We start from the raw sequence: 17,818 nt of genomic DNA, 5'->3' as shown, positions 1-17,818 counted from the left end.
GAGTAATATTTGCAGTTTGGTTTTGCCACCCTAGTGGCCTCATTAGGGTAAAATGGCGACGTTAGTCAGTATTCATCCAAAGGAAAGAACAGATGTCGGTACCATTAACGATCGTGGCAACCATTGTCGCTAAGCCACAACAGTTGGAGTTTGTTAAAGCGCAACTGTTGATCGTTGTTGCAGCTACTCGGGCGGAGGAGGGCTGCCTGCAATACGACTTACACCAAGACCATAATGATCCTTCGGTATTCCTGTTGTTTGAAAACTGGCAAAGTCGGAGCCACTGGGAAAGCCATAAAGTGGCTCCGCATATGGACGCTTACCGTCAGGCCATGGCCGCTGCGATCGCCAAACCCACCGTTGTGCATCAGTTGGGCAAGCTGGTCTAACACCGTTAGGTTATTAACCTTTAGCAATTGAAAGTTCTTTACTCCCTATGACTCCATCAGACCAACGCTATCGCCAGCTTAGAGCCGCTAATGGCGGTGATTTTCATACCTGTTTTTATTGTGGCTGTTTAGCGACGGAATTTGACTTTGCCCCTCCTCAAGCGCATTGGCAATCCTTCCATTATCGCCAAGCGAGTGCCGACAATTTACAGGTTCCCGCCTGTAAGGAGTGTGCGACTTTTTTGAAAAAGTGCAGTATGGGATTGGTGCAACAGCGGCGCGAGTTAGTCCACACCAAGATCGCTGCAAAATACGCTAAATCGATAGGGGTTTATCTGCGTTGGAACCAAGATGAGCTGGCCCAGATGGATTATGGTTTCAGCCACAGTTTGGGTGCTGGTATGAAGCTGGGTGAAGAATCGCATCGACGTAGCAATTATCAAGGCTTTGCCTATGAGTTGGATGGTGCCATCGTTGCGGCTAGCGCGCCGACACCGGTTCCTATTCATGTATTCGAACAGCGATTTAATAGCATTAAAGAAGCCTTAGTGGCGGTGAGTAAACGCTATGGCATTAGCCAAACCAAACTGGTGGATGGACTGGCAAAACACGACAATAACCTCGAAGCAGTGGTGATGGCGGTTCAGCGAGAGCAGGAGCAAGCGTTGTATCAGCGTCAGCTGCGGAGCCAGTGCCGAGCGTTTGCCAAGCAGCATAATCAGTCAGTGCGTTATGTGACTAATTCGGTCGAACGCTATCTCGATAAAAATGAGTTGATGACAGTGCCGGAAGCGTTAGAGAAGTTATACCAAGAGCGAGTAAAGCACCCTAATAAGCTGTAATGAGGAGAACACCAACCTAAGTGTATACACAGTTAGGTTGGTGTCACCTCGAGCTTTAGGCAACGATTTACATCATGGGTTTAAAGCCATCATTATCGGTGTTACCGACAGCGCCATCTATTATCCCACCTTCAGCAAGTCCGGCACCGGCAAAGGCAAGCTCGTTACTGTTTTGCTGATGCCGGGTCATGCCCTTTTCAATTTTTTCTGCCTGAGCAAACATCTGCTGCTTGAGCAGCGCCTCTAGCGGTTGATCTGCTCGAATAGTGCCGCCTAAACGATCGGTAACCAACGAGAATAGGGGCACATAAACAAACAGCATTGCGATGCCGACGCCCCACATTACATAATCGTTGAGGTCGAACAGGTGCAGTTTAATTAAAAATGGTGTGGCGATTGCTGCGCCTAATGAACTGATGTAGTTCGCCCCATTCATTAAACTGCCCCACAGTGAAGCGGCCAATCCGCGCTTGAGCGCGGCGCTTTTGGCTTTCTTCCACTCCGTTTGACCCAAATAGTTTAGTCGTTCGGTGTCATGGACATAAAATGCCATTGGACAGTATTTATCTTTGGTTTCGTAATAGAAAACGGTAATTAAGGTGTCCTGGGGGATATTGGCTGTGCCGTCTTTGACCACACTAAAAATCTTACCATCAGTACCACGGATATTAACGGTTTCATACTCAGTCGTGGTGACTTTGGTACGGCCATTCGTTTCGGTGGTGCGGGTTCGCGTCTCAACCTTACCACCAGCGTAAGTACCACTACGGTAGAACCAATTGCAGTCAACGGTTTTGCCGGCCACAGTCTCTTTTATTGCAAATGAATCCATCGGGAATTCCTATCAAAATACGGCGCTTAAGCGCCGCAGTTGTTACATTATTCTTGGTGTTCTAGTTGTTGCTGGTTTGCACCTAAGGCCGCCTGAGTTTGTGCTAGGCCTTGCGTTGGCATAGCGCGGCTTTGTTCATTGATGCTATGGATCTGCGCTGCAGCTTCGATGTCGGCTTCAGTGTTTAGGTTGGCGATGGTTTGGCGAGATTTGAGGTAACCACGCAGATCGTTAACGATTTCACTCATATCATTGTCATTGCTGTGCAGTGCCATAAGGTGACGCGGTTGCTCTAAGTTTTTGCTACCTACACCGGCAAAGGTTGAGCTAATGGCGGTGGCAGTAACCACCCATGGGGTCATCGATGAGCGACAGATAACGTTTTCAGATTGGGTTGAATCGTAGATCCCTTTACCGGTTGAGATGGTGCTTTCGGTATAAGTGCCTTCGCACTTGAAGTAGATAAGCTGCGATTCGAATTGGAATTCACTCCAAAATACGTGCGTTAGGTTAGTTAACATACGGCCAAACATTGCCAATATCGCCATGGCAATTAAGGCGTTAATCATTGTCGCAATTTGGGTGCCCAAGCTTACGGCTTCGGCATAAGGATCTTTGTCTCGCAGGTTATTGGCTTCAAACACCCACTGAGTCAGATTAATCAGTGTCTCGTAGTTGCTGAACAAGACAACTGCGGCTGCCAGCATTAGCAGTTGGCCAACTACCGTGCCGGTAATTCGCATTGCCTTAGGTAACCCGTCGATAACAATAGGTTTTGCGCGAGGTTGAGTCTCTTGAATAGTCTCGCCATAGAATGCGCCTTTGCCGTTAGATTGCTCCTTCAGCATCGGTTTGAGGCTACGGTAAATTCGGTTTGGCACCTCTTTGTAACGACGGTTAGCCATTACCATTGAGTCGAGGTTGATGAAGATCTCCCGCGGGTGCACGGACTCCTGCCAATTCTCCCGCAGTTCAGAAACCTGAGTTATGGGATCGGCATGGCGGCAACGGTGGGCAATCAATACCGTGATTAAAGCACAGGTCAGTAGGGCCAACACTGTGATGGCCATAATCCACTGGGAGTTACTGACGTTATGGTAGATGGTTGATACGGTACCAGCGACAAATAGCTCACCATTATCTAGCTGTTCCATCGGTTGGAATAGGTTGCCGATGTTGCGTGCCCAACGCTGTTCCAGCATATGGCTTAATCCCATGGCAGCTGCCGTAGGCAGAGTCACCGCTAGCACTAGGGTACGAGCAAGACCAGAGGCTCCACGAGATTGTGCCCCGTTCGCGACGTTGCGGGAGATAGGTTTACCGGCCTTGAACCAAATGATCATCAAGTAACCGAGAAATAGGGTTGAGATGATAGGCGTTAATATCGATGCATGGTTGCCCCCCACTAAACCACTGCTGAGTACAAAACTGGCTAAGCCAAACACTACAATTGCCACCAGTGTTTGCGCTAAGGTGTCGGTCAGTTGTTGGGCCATGTTGCGAATTGGGTATGGCACAAAGGTAAGCTTTGGAAACAAGGTATGGATGAGACGTGCGATCAACCCTTGTGGCTCGGTAAAGGTAAGGTTTTTGCGCCCCACCAACATCTGCTCAAGCTGAGCACCATCGTAAGCAACATCGGCTTCTTCAGCTTTAGCGCTATCGGCTTCTGATTTGGCGTTGTTGTAGGCTAATGAGGTCGGCACGGAACGACCGACAAAAAAGCGCAGGGTTTGCATCAAGCCGCTGCCTAATGTCCACAGCCCGCTACTGAGGAGCAAGAAGCCGGTTATTGCAGTGATCCAGCCAAACACTTGGTGCTGCTGTACCGCGCTGGTTACGGCTAAGAGAACTAATACCCCAAGTGCGGTGGTTAAGATGCCGCGCATAGCGCGGATAGTCCCTTCAAATCGAAACGGATTGCGTAATCCGAGATCCAGTGAGCCGTGTTCGTAGGCCATGTTAACTCCATTTTATTGACGCTTTGGTCGAGCAAACGCTAAGGCGTGCAAGGATACATTTCCCCTTGGGGTTATTGAAGTTAAAGGGTTAAGCATCAGTATCTTACGTTTTATTTTTAATCGAAGTAGTGAGCGGTTTACTGTTATTAATGTGATTCAGCAACCGCTATTTTCTGTAGTTTTCGCTCAATCGATTCGCTGTTTTATCTTCATTGATAAAAACTGCTGTAGGGCTCTGATGGTTGGGTTTAATTGACTGCGGCTGGCACACAGAAGGTTAAGAGGGACAGTTCTACTTTGCCAAGAGTGGCATAAACGGATTAGTTTTCCTGATTGTAAGTCGTCATAAATATCGACGATTGATTTGAATGCAACGCCGTAGCCAGCAAGCGCCCAGCGATGCACTAACTCACCGTCGTTAGCAATGCGGTCACCACTAACCTTGATACTGAGTGCTTGCTGATTATCGTGCAGTTGCCATTTATTAAAGGTGGTACTGTCTAGGGCAAAGCAAAGACAGTTATGCTGTGTTAATTGGTGGGGGGATTGGGGCTCACCATAGGCAGTAATATAAGCAGGGGAGGCACACAGTATTCGGACGTTATCGTTGGTTAATGGTAGCGCTACCAACGAGGAATCGTTGGGTTGTCCATAGCGCAGCATTAAGTCGACCGGTTGACGGTAAAGATCGGTCAGGCTGTCGTTTAGGTGTAACCGAATCGTTAAGTGTGGGTGCAGTTGCATAAATTCAGCCAGCCAGGGACTTAACAGGTTACGGCCAAAGTCTGAGGGAGCAGAAATGCTGATCTGGCCTGACAGGTCAACGGCGTTATCACGCACAGCAGCTACCCCATCTTCAATCAGATCTAGGGCTTGCTGGGCGCTAATTAGAAAGCGTTCTCCCTGTTGGGTTAAGCGTAATTGACGAGTCGACCGGACAAACAGCTCGTGCCCTAGCTCTTGCTCTAGCCGTTTAACTGCTGCGCTGCTAACCGCAGGGCTCAGTTCTAGTAGCCGAGCCGCTGCAGATAAACTACCCAATCGTGCGGTTTCGACAAAAATTCGCAGCGCTTGCATCGATTTCATTTTCAATATTTTTTTAATAGTAATTCTATAAAAGCCTACTTTTTCAAATTCAAGTGATCAACTAAAGTAATCACAACGTCACGATATCGGTCTATGTAGACCGCGGATCTCACAATAGGAACTACCCAATGAAAGCCATCGGTTACCAACAATGCTTGAGTGCAGACAACGAAAATGCCTTAACAGACATTACCTTAGATCAGCCTCAAGCTGCAGGCCGGGATCTGTTGGTTGAAGTCAAAGCGATATCAGTAAATCCGGTCGACACCAAAATCCGCACCAATGTGGCCCCAGCAGCGGGTGATTGGAAAGTGATCGGTTGGGATGCCGCTGGCATTGTTACCGCCGTTGGCGACGGTGTTACTGACTTTAAAGTGGGTGATGAGGTGTTCTACGCCGGCGACCTGACTCGCTCTGGCAGTAACGCTGAATTCCAGTTGGTTGATGAACGCATTGTTGGCCGCAAGCCTGCGAGCCTTAGCTTCGCTGAAGCTGCAGCAATGCCATTAACGGCAATTACAGCCTACGAGTTGCTGTTCGATCGCTTGCAGGTCGCCACTACAGAACCCAAGAAACTGTTAGTAGTAGGAGCTGCAGGTGGTGTCGGCTCTATCTTGGTGCAGTTGGCGAAAAAACTGACTAATTTGGAAGTGATTGGTACCGCCTCTCGCACCGAAAGCTCAGATTGGCTCAAGCAGTTGGGTGTTGACCATGTTATCAACCACCGCAACCCGCTGAGTGAAGAGCTCAAAGCCATTGGTATCGATGAGGTCGATTACGTTGCCGGCCTAACCAACAGCGATGATCACCTGCAGGAGATCGTTAAATCACTGAAACCACAAGGTCAGTTTGGTTTGATTGATGATCCACAGGTGTTTGATATTCGTGCTCTGAAGCAAAAGAGCATCTCGCTGCATTGGGAGTTTATGTACACTCGTTCGATGTTTACTACTGACGATATGATTGCTCAGCAGCAGCTACTGAATAAGGTTGCTGACTTGGTTGATGCTGGTGATCTGAAAACCACTGTTGGTGAGCACTTCGGTACCATTAATGCTGCAAACTTGCTTAAAGCACACCGCTTACTCGAATCGCAGAAGGCGATTGGAAAGATCGTGCTGGAAGGGTTTTAATCTGATTATTGTGGCTAGTTAGCACTAGTGGCAGCAATGAAACAGGGACGCTTAGGCGTCCCTGTTTGTTATCGTTTTGCTGTAGCACTAAATCGAACGGTAACTTGCTACTGACCTAGCAATAACGCGGCTTGTTAGCTATTAGAGCGACGGCAGTGGCATTAATTAGGCTGTGTACCAACTAAGTGTTGTTCTTTCCAAGGCAGTTAAAGCACTGGCTAGGCGAGTCACGATACAAGGGTAAAACACTACCGCTATTGATCTTCTGCCGCATTGGAGCAGTTCAGCGAAGCGTTTTGGAGTGCGACCTAAGGCAAGGGGGATTCCAAAGGGGGCGAAGCTCCCCCCCTAATGCATACAAGAATGTGCTGTCGCCACCGCGACATAACCCCTTAAGAGTGCTGCAATCGATAGAGCCGAAGGCTTGATATAAACCTCAACATTTAACTGTGACACAGCCATTAATTAACTGTGGCGTTGTTAGCTTTTGAGGCTGGCCTTAAGTCTAAGATGATAACGACTATTGTGCTTAACTGAGTTATCTCGTGGTGGCAACGGCATCCATGGGAAAGTTTCAATAAACTATTCGCAATCTACACTGTTATAAGCGGGCTTATTGTCAGTAGCAATGCTGTATAACAACAGGCATTGAAAGCCTGAACCACTCGAATCTGCGGCAATACCTAAGACCGACGTTGGTTTAGTTGTTGCTTCCCCATAAATGCCATAATCGGCATCAAAGCTATCGGTGGGACCACCAATGTCGGCAAAGTCAGCATCGATAGCGGCTTTCACTGCGGTAGTTGATGGCGCTAGATAGCCATAAATAGTGGCGACTTTTACACCTGCAATATCTACTTCGCCGATGGCTTTTGTGTGTTCACCAGACAGTAATGCTTTTGAATACACGAGGGTATTGGCGCTTTTAAGCGATCCTTCCATTGCTTTTAGCTTAGCATCCATTGCATCGCTCGACAGGTCGATGAATTTCGGTGCAGCGGTGGCGGCTAAGATCCCCAGTATGACAATCACGACAACCAGTTCAATTAGGGTAAATCCGGCTTGCCGACCAAATGATTTTTTATCCATGAAACACTCCTACTGCTGGATTCATGACTTCGATGAGGAGCTAATTAAATCATAAATAACAAGTAATTGATCGGTTATTGTTATGTTCGGTGACGACAGTAATGTCACACGTTGGTGTTCAGTTGCGATGTAAGTTGCAGCCTAGTGGCATTGGTCACAGCGAGATTTGAGCCAAGTCGCGGCTTCAGTAGTGGAGGGAACTGCTGTTTTTCGCGAACGCGGAATGGGGCCAAGGAATCCAAGCACAGGTGGTAGGTGGTAGGTGGCTGAAGTTGACCCACCTACCACTTAGCGTATTGGTCTTCGACAAAACCCCATAAGCCATCGACGGGTACGTTGGTGCCATTAGACAGGCGGATCTGACCGTTGAACTGACCAAACAGCTGCTTAAAGTCACTGGCGAACAGCAGCAGATTGAGCCGCTGTTGGTGCGAACCATGGGGGGTAAAACACAATGACACGCTGCCATCTTCACTGGTTATTTGCCATGGTTGTTCTGGTCTGTCCCAATCGTAATCGAAGTAACACAAACCAAGGTGGTGCAGTTGACCGTTTAACCAAACGGCATTTTCACTAAAACTGGTTTCGTTGACGCCGCAGCTGAGGTTTAAGCCAATACGGTCACCGTGTTGGTTTCGACCACTAAGGCAGGCCCAGTTCCAAAAGGTTTCCCGGCGCAGAAAGCCGGCAGAAAAGTCATGGTGGGCGAAGGAATTAAGCGCCGTCAAATCAAATTTTTGGGAATCTAACTGGATGCTGCCATGGCAGCTTACACCTGCCACTTTGCGGGCATAGGCCCAGCCATTACGTCCAATGCGACTGGCAATGCCCAGTGGTTGGTAATCGACTTCGGTAAACCATGCATCTATATGGAGGCGTTTACCAAGGGTAACAGAAAGGCTTTTGCGTTCACCTTGGTGGTTAAGTTCGATAGCGAGATTACCTGCGTGAAAACGGCTGCAGCCATTTGTGGTGTCGTTGCTCAGCGTTACTCCAATTCCCAATGGTATTCGCCGGCTGATCTCCAGCAACATTCCATGCTGGGGATGATATAGGTAAATGAAAGCGATGGCGGTATGACGGAGGTGGGCGATGGCACAGCCAAATAGCAGTTGTTCAGAGACAGCGCCAAAGTATTGAAACTGCTTGAAACCGACCCAATTATTCCAGGCTGAAGCTTGCCCGCCTCGGGGTTTACGCAGCCAAAAGTCATCAATATTGATTTTTGAAACGCTATTGCCAAGCAGACCAAACCGTACCTTACCTGCATCATCTATCAGCTTTTCATTCATGGGGACTACTTACCAAAACAGAGGCTTATTAACATCCCATCGGCGTTGAGCAATCACAAGCGATTAATCGTTTCTTAAATTTGGTTGTATTTTAGGCAAAGCTGCTTATCTCGCCTACCATTGGCTATGTAAGTTATTACGCTGAAAACCTGAGGAGAGTTAGCATGGCATACGTTCAAATTGACGGTGTACGGCTTGAAAAAGAACTGATTGATATGGCTAAAGCACATACCACCGGTCGTGGTGAAGGGCGGCTGTCTCGTGATGAGGCTGTCGATCTGATTAACAGTGCTAATGACGGCCAAGGGATCACTGGTGTTGAAATGGCGACCCTTAATTATATTCGCGATAACTTTGATTTGACCGACGCCGCAGTGCGCGTATTCGACGAAAACCTAAAATAGATTTGGGTGGTCGAACCGGTAGACTTAAGCGCTGCGCTGCAGCGCTTTTTGTCTTTTTAAGGGCGCCGTGCCAAGTAATTATTGAGCTTTTCTATACGGTTAAAGCACCAGTGGATTGGTGTCCAGAGATAAGTACATAAGGCACTAATATCCTTGAACTATCGCTGCATTGCTACGCCCTTTAACTAAGCGTTTTGAAAGGCTGTGTTGTAGTTAGCTATTGAGGTTTATCTTAAGCCTTCGGCTTCACTGATGGCGGTGCTTTAGGCGAGGGTGTTGCGGTGACGACGGCACATTCTTGTATGCATTAGGGGGGAGCTTCGCCCCCTTTGGAATCGTCCCTTACAATCGTCCTTTGCCTTAGGTCGCAGTCCACAGCACTTCGCTGGACTGCTCCAATGCAGCAGAAGAACAACGGCGGTAGTGCTTTGCCCCTAGTATTGGGACTCACCTAGCCGGTGCTTTAACAGCATTGGAAAGAACAACAGTTAATTGGTACACAGCCTTTTGAAATGCTATCTCGCATCCACGGTATTGCTTGGAATTAACCTGCGATCCTAAAGCCTCTGTTGCGGTTATTTTAGCAGTGGTGGCAACCTGCCTGCGCGGATAACTCGATACGGGCACAACATGGCGTTGTGGCTCGTGCCAGCGTAAGCTGTCGTCATCGTTGGGTATACCAATATATCGAAGCAAGGATCATTAAGATGAAGTTCACTTTTGAAAACAGCACTCGCGTCCATTTTGGCGAAGGTCAGATCAAGCAAGTCGGTAACGATATCCCGAAAGACAAGAAAGTCTTGGTGCTGTTTGGTGGTGGGTCGATTAAAAACAACGGCGTATACGATCAGGTAACCGCAGCGCTGGCTGATCATCAGTGGGGTGAGTTTGGTGGAATCGAAGCCAATCCTCAGTACGATACGCTAATGAAAGCGGTAGAGCTTATTCGCGCTGAGGGTTACGACTACCTTCTCGCTGTTGGCGGTGGCTCGGTAGTAGATGGCAGTAAGTTCGTCTCCGCTGCGGTAGCGTTCCAAGGTGATCCGTGGGATATCCTCGCCAAAGGTGCCTCAACACCAACGGTAATGCCGATCGGCTGTGTATTGACCTTGCCTGCCACTGGCTCGGAGTCCAACCCGGCCTCAGTCGTTTCTCGTGGTAACAGCAAGCTGGCATTTTTTGACCCACGGGTGCGACCTGCGTTCGCGGTACTTGATCCCCAAACCACCCTGAGTTTATCCCCGCGCCAAGTGAGTAATGGTGTGGTCGATGCCTTTGTCCACGTGATTGAGCAATACCTGACGGTGAATCACAACGCCAAGGTGCAAGACCGATTTAGTGAAGGTTTACTGCTAACGTTGGTGGAAGAGGGGCCTAAAGCCCTAACCAATCCAGATGACATGGAAGTACGCAGTAACGTTATGTGGGCGGCCACCATGGCCTTAAACGGTTTGATTGGCGCTGGTGTACCGCAAGATTGGACTACTCACATGATAGGTCATGAGCTAACTGGTCATTACGGCGTCGATCACGGCCGCAGCCTAACCATTATGTTGCCAGCTGTTATGAAGCAACGCCGTGACCAAAAGGGCGACAAGATCGTACAGTTGGGGGAGCGAGTATTCGATATCAACAGCGGTAGCCGTGATGAGCGCATTGATGCCACCATTGAGGCCGTTGTAGCATTCTTTAAGCAGATGGAAGTGCCAACCACATTGGCTGACGTTGAGTTGGGTGATGATGCCATCGTTAAAGTGTTAGCCAGCCTAGCTGAGCACGGTCGTGAAGGCATGAGTGAGCATGGTGACGTTGGGCCTACTGAGTTGGCGCAGATGCTTGAGTTAGCGCGTTAAACCACGTTAGCCAATGGCGCGGCAGCGATACGAGCCAGCGCGAGCGTAATAAAAAACGGCGTACTCTTTAGTACGCCGTTGTTGTTTCCGTGGTTTGGTTAAAACTTGTAGCTGTAGTCAACGTATACGCGGTGGTCTTTCTCGTCGTCTTTAACGCCACCAACAGAGCCAGTCTCGTCAGAGTTGTAGTCGGCGTATAACCAACGTAGCTTTAAGCCCTTCACTGCCGCAACGTTATAGCGAGTATCGATGGCCCAGTAGTCTTCATCAGCAGTGCCACCGGCGGCGCCTAACTTGGCATTCTCTGCGTCTTTACCTTCGGTGTAGGTCATATTGATGGTTAGGCCATCGACAATCCCAGCGAAGTCAAAACCAACACGGCCTTGCCAAATGGTTTCTTCGGCATTGGTTAAATCTGGGCCGATTGGGGCACGGGTTGGCAGTGGGTTAGTACCATGATCGCCAGCGAAATTGTCTTCAATCCAAATTTCGTCAACTTGGGCAAAAGCAACACCAAAAGTTAACATTTGATAATTCCAGTTGGCATCAAGGTAGTAAACCTGACCATCATTACTGTCTATATTATCTAGGTTTTTATCACTTCCCGCTTTAAATGCACTGCCATCATCTTCAGAGAAAAAGATACCTGCGGATAACTTTATTTTACCGCCTGCTAACTTGTCCGAATAACTCCCGCGAATGCCGTATTTAGCTAAATAATTGTCGGAGTTTAAATATTCAGCATCGGCTTGCCATTTACCTTGTTTAAAGGTAGTTCCAAATCCCCAGACATAATCAATGTCATCACCATTAACCGTTTCGAATGATTCCCATTCGTCATCACCACGGCGACTCCATTCATCAAATACATAACCGTAAACCTTAAATGACTGCCACTGATAATTGCCGGTTATGCCGCGGAAAGTGCTGGGAATAGCACGGCTGCCAGAGCTTGCCAATAACATGGTTTTGGTTTTTTGGTAGCCCAAAGTGATGTTGCTGTCTTCAACTAGGGACAAACCAATGTAGGCTTGACCAACTTTACCAAAGCCACCACGAACATCGCCAGCGTGACTGCCACTAGGAAGAATGTTACCACCAGCGCTGCCGCTAGACTTGATGTTGGCCACGCCATAGAAGGAAGCACCAACGGTGAAAAAGTCAGAAATTTCACCAGATTGGTAATTTAGTTCGAGGCCCTGAGCCAAGGTACTGTCGTTCGAGCTACGCTTTTCATAGTCTCGATCGAAGTAAACCGTGCGAGATTTTAGAGCAAGCTTATCGGCCGCGGTTATGCCCTCAATCGCAGTGGCATTAGCGGACATTGCCAATTGAGCTGCAACAGCCAGCAATATCGGAGACAGCTTAAAAGTGCTATTTAACATCATCATATATCCATATTGTTTTATTCTTCATTACTAAATATAGGCGAGCGATTTTGTGCTATGTAGATATTGGTCACAACTTTAAATTACCAGCTTAAGCTTTTTTTAATCAGGGTTAACTATAGTTAACTTTGGTTTGATTGTAATAAAGTAACCACAATAAACCTCATAAACTTAGAGAGCTAAGGTGATAATTTTTCGAGATTCCTTTTTTGCGTCTTTACGTAGTTAAGAAACATTTAATGGGGTTTAAGAATGTTGATGTTGCTCCCTATTTTTAATATGACGCGGATCAAATTGTATATTCTCCATCTACTGCTAAAGTGGTAGTCAGAAAATGAAAATACTCCAAGGTGAGATGATGAAACTGAAATTAGCAACGCTTTCTGCAGCGGTAGTATTAGGCCTGTCCCTAACGGCTCCAGTACAAGCAGAATCTGGTCAAGCACTGGCAAAATTCCATGCTGAAATGGGTGGCTGTGATTCCTGTCACGTTGGTGAAAAAATCAAGGATATCAAGGCTAACCTGACTGATAGTCAGACCCATGAGAACGCTCAGTGTCAAGATTGTCATGGCAGTTACCAAGAGCTAGCCAACGATGAGTTGGAGTTCGACCCACACACTTCTCACCTGGGTGAAATCAACTGTACTTCTTGTCACGTTGGCCACTCTAAGCCAGAGCTGACTTGTAACCGTTGTCACTCTTTCGATGACATGGAAATGCCGTTTGCTGACAGCAAAGAGAAGAAAGCATGGAACGGTGATTGGAACCAGAAAAAGATTCAAAAAGCTATCGATAAAGGCCCAGTTGAAACTGTGGACGTAATCGTTGTTGGTGGTGGTTCTGCTGGTTTTAATGCTGCCATCTCCGCTAAAGAAGCTGGCGCCAACGTTGTGTTGTTCGAAAAGAACGAATACACCGGTGGTAACTCGATGTTGGCTGCTGGCGGTATCAACGCCGTTGGTACACCACAGCAGAAAGCCAAAGGTATCGAAGACTCTGTTGAATGGTACGCAGAAGACGCCATGAAAGGCGGTCGCTACCAGAACGATCCTAAGCTGGTGCAGATCCTGTCTGAACGTTCTGCCGACGCAGTCAAGTGGCTGGAAGATCTCGGCGCTAACATGGATGACTTAAAGCGTTCTGGTGGTGCTCGGGTAGAGCGTACCCACCGTCCTTCGGGCGGCCACTCTGTTGGTCCACACATCATCGATACGCTGCGTAAAGCTGCTGAACAGCGTGACATTCCAGTTCGCGTAAACTCTCGGGTTGAGAAGATTGTGCTGAATGATGACAAGTCTATTGCAGGCGTAGTCGTTCACGGCCGTCACAGTGGTTACAACATGATCGCCGCTGACTCTGTCGTTTTGGCTACCGGTGGTTACGGCATGAACAAAGAGATGATTGCTTACTATCGTCCAACCTTTGCTGACATGACAAGCTCTAACAACGTTACTGCGACGGGCGATGGTATCACCCTAGCGAAAGAGATTGGCGCGTCCATGACCGACATCGATTGGGTACAAGCACACCCTACCATTGGTAAAGATAGCCGTATCTTGGTTTCTGAAACCGTTCGTGGTGTTGGTGCCATCATGGTGAACACCGACGGTCAGCGCTTCATTAACGAGTTAACTACTCGCGACCGTGCTTCCGATGCAATTTTGAAAACTGAAGCTCAATGGGCTTGGTTGGTATTCGACGAGCAGTTGGTTGAGAAGAAGAAAATGGTACGTGGTTACGACCACCTGGGCATGCTGAGCAAGTCCGATACCATCAAAGGTCTGGCCGAAATCACCGGCATGAAAGACCTTGTTAAAACTGCCACTGACTACAACCAGTACCAAGCTAATGGCAAAGATGATGCCTTCGGTCGTGAAGACATGCCTCTTAACCTGAGCAAACCGCCATACTACGCGGTACGAGTTCAGCCTGGTATCCACCACGTAATGGGCGGCGTAGCAGTAGATACTGATGCCAACGTATTGAACCTGCAAAGCTGGAAGATGGATGGCCTGTACGCAGCCGGTGAAGTAACTGGTGGTGTTCACGGTTACAACCGTCTGGGCGGCAACGCTATCGCTGATACTGTGGTATTCGGCCGCATCGCTGGTGAGAACGCAGCTAAGTTCGCTAAAGAGAAAAAATAACGGCTAACTATTTCATCACTCTGTAAAACGGAGCCTGTTAAGGCTCCGTTTTTTTTGGCGCTGCCTTAGTTAGCTGTTGAAGTTTATCTTAAGCCTTCGGCTTCATCGATTTCGGTGCTTTAGGGGGGAGCTTCGCCCCCTTTGGAATCCCCCTTGCCTTAGGTCGCAGTCCAAAACGCTTCGCTGAACTGCTCCAATGCGGCAGAAGATCAATAGCGGTAGTGCTTTATCCTGTGTATCGCGACTCGCCTAGCCAGTGCTTTAACAGCCTTGGAAAGAACAACAGTTAGTTGGTACACAGCCTTTTTTTACTTTAAATTGTTAACTCATCTGCTCTTTCATTACACTGTCGACTCCAGCAGTGAGGAGTAGTAATGCGAATTACCCTAAAACAGTTAGCGGTGCTAAAAGCGATTTGTGAGCATGGACAGATCTCGAAAGCAGCGAAACATTTACATCAGTCCGTGCCTGCGGTAAGCATGAGCTTAAAGGAGCTTGAGTCCTCATTAGAGGCCAAGTTATTTGTACGTAGTGCCTCCGGAGTAGTGTTGAATGAGTCTGGGCAGGTTGCATTAACCTACGCCAACACAATTTTAGGGCAGGTTTCAGAGCTTAAACAGCGCTTCCAGGACCAAGCAACAGGCGAGGGTGGTACCTTAAATATTGGCGCCAATAAGACCTGCGGCAACTATGTTATCTCCAAGCAGCTTCCCTATTTCAAACGTTATAATCCGGCAATCAACACTCGTCTTAAGATCGGTACTTCCAGTACGATTGAACAGATGGTAGTAGATAATGAGTTAGATCTCGCCTTCATCAGTGCGCGGCCAACTTCTATTGGCATTGAGTCACAACCGTGGCTGAGCGATCGCCTCTGCGTGGTCGCTAGCCCAGAGCATAAGTTAGCTAAGCGTACCGCTTCGATTGAAGATCTCTCTGCGGCAACTTGGGTTCTGGATGAAGAGGAAGCCGCCAGTCGTATTGAAGCACTGCATCTGTTAAAAGAGTTGGGCGTGACCGTACAGGACGAGATGGTGATGAACACCATGGGCGCCATAAAGCGTGCAGTAGGAACTGGTCTTGGTTTGAGCGTACTGCCGTTACTGGCGGTTGATGCTGAGCTGGAACGTGGTGATCTTCGTGAAGTTATCGCTCCGGGAGCAGGCTCTGAAAAGCGCTCAATTTACCTCATCTATAAATCGGAACGGCTTACTCCGCTAGCGCAACGCTTTATTGAACACTGTGGCATTGAGTTAGCTAAATAGCCTTATCTGTGGTGACGTTAATGCAGCAGTAAGATTGCCCACAACAGCGTAACCAAGCTTAACTTTACCTTCCAGCCAATGTTGGCCAGTACCTTGGTTGGGATCGATGCCATATTAACAACTAGGCTATTGGATGGCGTTCCGGTCGATAGTACAAACGCGAACGAACACCCCATTCCGACCAATAACGCCAACTGCTCTTCGGTTGCCCCTTGGGGCAACAGTAGTAGTGACAGTAACGGCGCCATTAAAGACGCGCAGGCGACATTGCTCATTAGCTCGGTAACAATGGCGGCAAACAACAACACCAAGCCAAGCTGCAATGGCAGCGGTAGCTGCGTCAACGTTGGCATAATGGCATCCACCATTAATTGGCCACCACCGCTGTTATGCAGCACGGTACCGAGGGTAATCGCACTGACAAATATAAGCAGTACTCGATATTTGACCGACTGAAAAAACAACTTTAGTGACAGCAGTTTAAAGGCCATCATCAACAGTACGCCCACTAATGGGATCAGCCCCCAATAAGCTTTGCCTTCGCGCCAGAAAATGGCGGTGAAGACGAAGGTGGTTAAGGTGGTGCAGACGATCAATAACGATAACTTTTGTTGCGGTTCGATCGCCAATTTAGGTAGCGATAAATCGTTGCCAAACTCCGGCTTAAAGTACTGGCTAGTTAGGCCGATGCTCAACAGCCACAACAACAATGAAATTGGCATTGCCCATTGCATCCAACCGATAAAATCGATTCCTATGAGGTTGCTGGCGATAAAGCTGGTTGAGCTTCCTACTTGAGTAGCCATGCCGCCGATGGTGGCACTGTAGGCGATGCAAATACAGATAAAATAACGATAATTCAGTGATTTATTCTCGGTCATCATCAGCGCCAGCGGCAGTATTAATGCCGCGGTTACGACGTTGCTGGTCCACATCGATATCGCAAAAGTGCAACAAAATAGAATGAAGCAGGCGCGACGCTCGCTGCCGTTAGAACGCTGAGCAATGGTGGCCAGAATCACTCGGTCTAAGCCTTGGTGGCGGCTTAGCGCTGCAAAGGCAAACCCAAATACAAACACCGCCATAATAGGGGCTAAAGCGATTTCAAGTAATGCTTCAGTAGGTAACAACCCCTGCGTGAGGGCGATAACGGGGATGAGTAATGCACTGTGTTGTTCCGGTAGAATATGGGTAGTCCAAAGCACACCAGCTAGACCAAACAGCGCTAGGCCCTGCTGCGGTAATGCCAGCGACGGAAACCATAAGCTGCATGGGAGTAATAACAGCAAGAACAACAACCAATGGCGCATAAATAACCCGACAAGATATGATGGAAATAGTGTACCAAATTGATTCCAGTCAAAAATGACCGACAAGCCCGTTAGCGCTAACTTGGTACTAAAGTTGGTAGCGGGTCACAATTCATCTCAAATCCACCTAAAGCCATGACAACATATTGTATGGGGTGACTTATCGCTCGCAGAGCTGGGGAAAATACGCTGATTTAGTTGCGTCTTTGGGAGTGCTGTCTTACCCTCCATCCATCTGTTTGCTATTGGCAAACGCTTACCATTGACGCTCTGTTGGAGCGTGAACTCAAAAGGTACCAACATGTCTGTGACCGCAGTGCCGCTATTGGCAAAACCTGAGCTTAAGTCTCACCATAAAGCCCGCCATCAGAAAAAATACGGTATTGGCGCTTACGCTGAAACCTGTGTTGAGTTTCGCTTCGAAGCAGACATTGAGAAGTTCGATGATCTGGACGACGCCTTAACTGAACTGCAAGGCACTGAAGGTTGGGATCTGTTTATCGCTTTCTTCAGCAAGAAGTACCACGTAGCAGTAAGCTTCTACACTGCGCAGGAGTCTCAGGACGAAGTGATTGCTAAGATCCAAGGCGTTATCAAGGCGCAATTGGGTGAAGTAGCCACCACCATCTTAGCTGGCGATGCCAACTACGGTGACTGGGATGGCAGCTACGCTGAATAAGGGCGTTGCCTGTGTCGCGCTAAAAGGCTGTGTCGTAGTTAGCTGTTGAAGTTTATCTTAAGCCTTCGGCTGTACCGATGGCAGTATTCTTAAGGGGCTATGTCGCGGTGGCGACGGCACATTCTTGTATGCATTAGGGGGAGTTC

15 protein-coding genes are annotated in these 17,818 nt (G+C 48.2%); 8 read left to right on the top strand and 7 right to left on the bottom strand.

All coding sequences use genetic code 11. The features are described from left to right. Window positions 1-92 precede the first annotated feature (92 nt). Together HER31_RS12455 and HER31_RS12450 are read left to right on the top strand one after the other, a co-directional pair. Window positions 93-389 carry a putative quinol monooxygenase gene (locus HER31_RS12455; RefSeq protein WP_168660891.1) on the top strand — a complete coding sequence of 99 codons (297 nt, stop codon included), beginning with the start codon at window positions 93-95 and terminating at the stop codon, window positions 387-389. A gap of 47 nt (window positions 390-436) precedes the next feature. After that, window positions 437-1,231 carry a hypothetical protein gene (locus tag HER31_RS12450; RefSeq protein WP_168660890.1) on the top strand — a complete coding sequence of 265 codons (795 nt, stop codon included), beginning with the start codon at window positions 437-439 and terminating at the stop codon, window positions 1,229-1,231. A gap of 67 nt (window positions 1,232-1,298) precedes the next feature. Here the strand turns inward: HER31_RS12450 and HER31_RS12445 are convergent, their stop codons facing one another. From HER31_RS12445 to HER31_RS12435, 3 genes are all read right to left on the bottom strand, one after another. Further along, window positions 1,299-2,063, bottom strand: coding sequence for a hypothetical protein (locus HER31_RS12445; protein ID WP_168660889.1), 765 nt, complete (start codon window positions 2,061-2,063; stop codon window positions 1,299-1,301). Window positions 2,064-2,110: 47 nt separating this feature from the next. Further along, entirely contained in the window at window positions 2,111-4,024 is a 1,914-nt protein-coding gene (locus tag HER31_RS12440) for a hypothetical protein (protein ID WP_168660888.1), read from the bottom strand. A 186-nt stretch (window positions 4,025-4,210) separates the two neighbouring features. Further along, window positions 4,211-5,110, bottom strand: coding sequence for a LysR family transcriptional regulator (locus HER31_RS12435; RefSeq protein WP_168660887.1), 900 nt, complete (start codon window positions 5,108-5,110; stop codon window positions 4,211-4,213). Window positions 5,111-5,238: 128 nt separating this feature from the next. Here HER31_RS12435 and HER31_RS12430 point away from each other — a divergent pair, with 128 nt between their 5' ends. Next, window positions 5,239-6,243, top strand: coding sequence for a zinc-binding alcohol dehydrogenase family protein (locus tag HER31_RS12430; protein ID WP_168660886.1), 1,005 nt, complete (start codon window positions 5,239-5,241; stop codon window positions 6,241-6,243). Window positions 6,244-6,825: 582 nt separating this feature from the next. Here the strand turns inward: HER31_RS12430 and HER31_RS18920 are convergent. Continuing rightward, a complete protein-coding gene (locus HER31_RS18920; RefSeq protein WP_168660885.1) occupies window positions 6,826-7,332 on the bottom strand; it encodes a type II secretion system protein in 507 nt (168 codons plus the stop codon). Window positions 7,333-7,613: 281 nt separating this feature from the next. Next, entirely contained in the window at window positions 7,614-8,624 is a 1,011-nt protein-coding gene (locus HER31_RS12420; protein ID WP_168660884.1) for a DUF2804 domain-containing protein, read from the bottom strand. Window positions 8,625-8,788: 164 nt separating this feature from the next. Between HER31_RS12420 and HER31_RS12415 the strand changes: the two genes are divergently transcribed. Both HER31_RS12415 and HER31_RS12410 read left to right on the top strand, forming a co-directional pair. Then, a complete protein-coding gene (locus HER31_RS12415) occupies window positions 8,789-9,028 on the top strand; it encodes a hypothetical protein (protein ID WP_168660883.1) in 240 nt (79 codons plus the stop codon). A 707-nt stretch (window positions 9,029-9,735) separates the two neighbouring features. Beyond that, a complete protein-coding gene (locus HER31_RS12410; protein ID WP_168660882.1) occupies window positions 9,736-10,881 on the top strand; it encodes an iron-containing alcohol dehydrogenase in 1,146 nt (381 codons plus the stop codon). Between the two features lie 98 nt (window positions 10,882-10,979). Here HER31_RS12410 and HER31_RS12405 read toward each other — a convergent pair whose 3' ends face one another. Then, complete coding sequence (locus tag HER31_RS12405; RefSeq protein WP_238786821.1) at window positions 10,980-12,272, bottom strand: OprD family outer membrane porin; 1,293 nt, start codon at window positions 12,270-12,272, stop codon at window positions 10,980-10,982. Between the two features lie 331 nt (window positions 12,273-12,603). Between HER31_RS12405 and HER31_RS12400 the strand changes: the two genes are divergently transcribed. Together HER31_RS12400 and HER31_RS12395 are read left to right on the top strand one after the other, a co-directional pair. After that, window positions 12,604-14,418, top strand: coding sequence for a flavocytochrome c (locus HER31_RS12400; RefSeq protein WP_238786820.1), 1,815 nt, complete (start codon window positions 12,604-12,606; stop codon window positions 14,416-14,418). A 374-nt stretch (window positions 14,419-14,792) separates the two neighbouring features. Continuing rightward, window positions 14,793-15,683 carry a LysR family transcriptional regulator gene (locus HER31_RS12395; protein ID WP_168660881.1) on the top strand — a complete coding sequence of 297 codons (891 nt, stop codon included), beginning with the start codon at window positions 14,793-14,795 and terminating at the stop codon, window positions 15,681-15,683. Window positions 15,684-15,700: 17 nt separating this feature from the next. On the opposite strand, the gene HER31_RS12390 is transcribed toward HER31_RS12395, so the two are convergent. Next, complete coding sequence (locus HER31_RS12390; protein ID WP_168660880.1) at window positions 15,701-16,993, bottom strand: SLC13 family permease; 1,293 nt, start codon at window positions 16,991-16,993, stop codon at window positions 15,701-15,703. A 301-nt stretch (window positions 16,994-17,294) separates the two neighbouring features. Between HER31_RS12390 and HER31_RS12385 the strand changes: the two genes are divergently transcribed. After that, window positions 17,295-17,672, top strand: a complete 378-nt coding sequence (locus HER31_RS12385) for a hypothetical protein (protein ID WP_168660879.1) — start codon at window positions 17,295-17,297, stop codon at window positions 17,670-17,672. Window positions 17,673-17,818: the final 146 nt, after the last annotated feature.

Source organism: Ferrimonas lipolytica (assembly GCF_012295575.1).
Lineage (GTDB): Bacteria > Pseudomonadota > Gammaproteobacteria > Enterobacterales > Shewanellaceae > Ferrimonas > Ferrimonas lipolytica.
This window is presented reverse-complemented; position numbering and strand designations above follow the sequence as displayed.

Bases quoted from the DNA above. Each gene is read 5' to 3' on its own strand.
- HER31_RS12405 (WP_238786821.1), bottom strand. From the start codon at position 12,272: ATGATGATGTTAAATAGCACTTTTAAGCTGTCTCCGATATTGCTGGCT.
- HER31_RS12410 (WP_168660882.1), top strand. From the start codon at position 9,736: ATGAAGTTCACTTTTGAAAACAGCACTCGCGTCCATTTTGGCGAAGGT.
- HER31_RS12435 (WP_168660887.1), bottom strand. From the start codon at position 5,110: ATGAAATCGATGCAAGCGCTGCGAATTTTTGTCGAAACCGCACGATTG.
- HER31_RS12390 (WP_168660880.1), bottom strand. From the start codon at position 16,993: ATGCGCCATTGGTTGTTGTTCTTGCTGTTATTACTCCCATGCAGCTTA.
- HER31_RS12385 (WP_168660879.1), top strand. From the start codon at position 17,295: ATGTCTGTGACCGCAGTGCCGCTATTGGCAAAACCTGAGCTTAAGTCT.
- HER31_RS12395 (WP_168660881.1), top strand. From the start codon at position 14,793: ATGCGAATTACCCTAAAACAGTTAGCGGTGCTAAAAGCGATTTGTGAG.
- HER31_RS18920 (WP_168660885.1), bottom strand. From the start codon at position 7,332: ATGGATAAAAAATCATTTGGTCGGCAAGCCGGATTTACCCTAATTGAA.
- HER31_RS12415 (WP_168660883.1), top strand. From the start codon at position 8,789: ATGGCATACGTTCAAATTGACGGTGTACGGCTTGAAAAAGAACTGATT.
- HER31_RS12450 (WP_168660890.1), top strand. From the start codon at position 437: ATGACTCCATCAGACCAACGCTATCGCCAGCTTAGAGCCGCTAATGGC.
- HER31_RS12455 (WP_168660891.1), top strand. From the start codon at position 93: ATGTCGGTACCATTAACGATCGTGGCAACCATTGTCGCTAAGCCACAA.
- HER31_RS12445 (WP_168660889.1), bottom strand. From the start codon at position 2,063: ATGGATTCATTTGCAATAAAAGAGACTGTGGCCGGCAAAACCGTTGAC.
- HER31_RS12420 (WP_168660884.1), bottom strand. From the start codon at position 8,624: ATGAATGAAAAGCTGATAGATGATGCAGGTAAGGTACGGTTTGGTCTG.
- HER31_RS12440 (WP_168660888.1), bottom strand. From the start codon at position 4,024: ATGGCCTACGAACACGGCTCACTGGATCTCGGATTACGCAATCCGTTT.
- HER31_RS12400 (WP_238786820.1), top strand. From the start codon at position 12,604: ATGAAAATACTCCAAGGTGAGATGATGAAACTGAAATTAGCAACGCTT.
- HER31_RS12430 (WP_168660886.1), top strand. From the start codon at position 5,239: ATGAAAGCCATCGGTTACCAACAATGCTTGAGTGCAGACAACGAAAAT.